The 1,627-nt window shown below is 76.7% G+C and carries 2 protein-coding genes; both read left to right on the plus strand.

Annotated elements, in window-relative coordinates; genetic code table 11:
• The first annotated feature begins 117 nt into the window (after positions 1–117).
• On the plus strand, positions 118–783 hold the full coding sequence (locus HUX53_RS29380; protein ID WP_176406472.1) for a response regulator transcription factor: 666 nt from the start codon (positions 118–120) through the stop codon (positions 781–783).
• A gap of 181 nt (positions 784–964) precedes the next feature.
• Complete coding sequence (locus HUX53_RS29385; protein ID WP_176406473.1) at positions 965–1,480, plus strand: RNA polymerase sigma factor; 516 nt, start codon at positions 965–967, stop codon at positions 1,478–1,480.
• The last annotated feature ends 147 nt before the right edge of the window (positions 1,481–1,627 follow it).

The following is a 1,627-nucleotide window of genomic DNA, read 5'->3' on the forward strand; positions in this document are numbered from 1 at the left end:
GGCGGGCGGGGAGCTGACCGCGGGCCGGGGCCCGGCGGGCGGGTTCCGGGAGCGGGCGCGGCTGGCGCTGGACGGCGGCGGCGAGGTGGCGGACATGGCGGACATGGAGGAGAGCGCGTGATCCGGGTGATGCTGGCCGACGACCAGACGCTGGTGCGGGCGGGGTTCCGGTCGATCCTGGAGGGTGAGGACGACATCGAGATCGTCGCCGAGGCCGGGAACGGGGAGCAGGCGGTGGCGCGGGCGGGCGAGCTGCGTCCCGACGTGGTGCTGATGGACATCCGCATGCCGGTCCTGGACGGGCTGGAGGCGACCCGCCGGATCATCGCCGATCCGCGGCTGGCCGAGGTCCGGGTGGTGATCCTGACGACGTTCGACCTGGACGACTACGTGTACGGGGCGATCAAGGCGGGGGCGAGCGGGTTCCTGGTGAAGGACACCGAGCCGCCGGAGCTGATCCACGGGGTGCGGGTGGTGGCGCGCGGGGACGCGCTGCTGGCGCCGGCGGTGACGCGGCGGCTGATCGCCGAGTTCGCGTCCCGGATCACCGCGCCGCCGCCCGCGGCGGAGCTGGACGCGCTGACCGACCGGGAGCGGGAGGTGCTGGAGCTGGTCGCGGCGGGGCTGTCGAACGAGGAGATCGCCGGGCGGCTGGTGCTGTCGCCGGCGACGGCGAAGACGCACGTCAGCCGTATCCTGGCCAAGCTGGGGGCGCGGGACCGGGCGCAGCTGGTGGTGCTGGCCTACGAGACGGGCGTGATCCGTCCCGGCTGGCTCGGCTGACCCGTCCGGCGGGTGCAACCGGGCGGACGGCGGCGGTGTTGAACGGATGTGACGGTTACGGACGAAGCTCTCCCCCGCACCGAGGGCAGGCGGGACGCGGCGGGCGCGGAGGTCGCCGCGGCGCTGGCGGCGGACCTGGACGCCGGGTTCGCGGCCCTGTACGAGGCGTACCGGGGGGGCGGTGTTCTCGACCGCGCTGCGGCTGTGCGGGCGGTGGGCCGAGGCGGAGGACCTGTCGGCGGAGGCGTTCCTGCGGGCCTACCGGGCGCTGGCCGGGTACGGGCCGGACCGGATCGCGGGGCTGCGGCCGCGGGCGTGGCTGCTGATGATCGTGGCGAACGTGTGGCGCAACAGCCTGCGGTCGGCGGCGCGGCGCCCGGCGCCGGGGGGCCCGATCGAGGACGCCCCGGACCCGCCCGATCCGGGCGAGGGGGTGGAGGACGCGGCCGCGCGCCATGAGACCGGCCGGGAGCTGGCGGCGCTGCTGGCCGAGCTGCCCGAGGCCCAGCGCGCCGCCGTGGTGCTGCGGCACGTGGTGGATCTGCCCGTCGCCGAGGTCGCGGCGGTCCTGGACCTGCCGGAGGGGACCGTGAAGTCGCACGTCTCGCGGGGGCTGGCGCGGCTGCGGCGCCTGCGCGCCGCGCCCCGCCCCGGCCCGCCCGAGGATCCTCGCCATCCGAGAGGAGAGACCCGATGACCCGCACCGATCCGGCCGGCGCGCCGCACGGCCCGCCGGCCGGCTCGGGGCGGGGCGTCGGGGCCCTCCTCTCCGATGGCTGTCCCTTATCCCCCTCTGACGCCGCCGCCGGACAGGCAACGGTAGCAACAGCAGAGCGCCGACACG

It is taken from the genome of Actinomadura sp. BRA 177, from assembly GCF_013372625.1.
Lineage (GTDB): Bacteria > Actinomycetota > Actinomycetes > Streptosporangiales > Streptosporangiaceae > Spirillospora.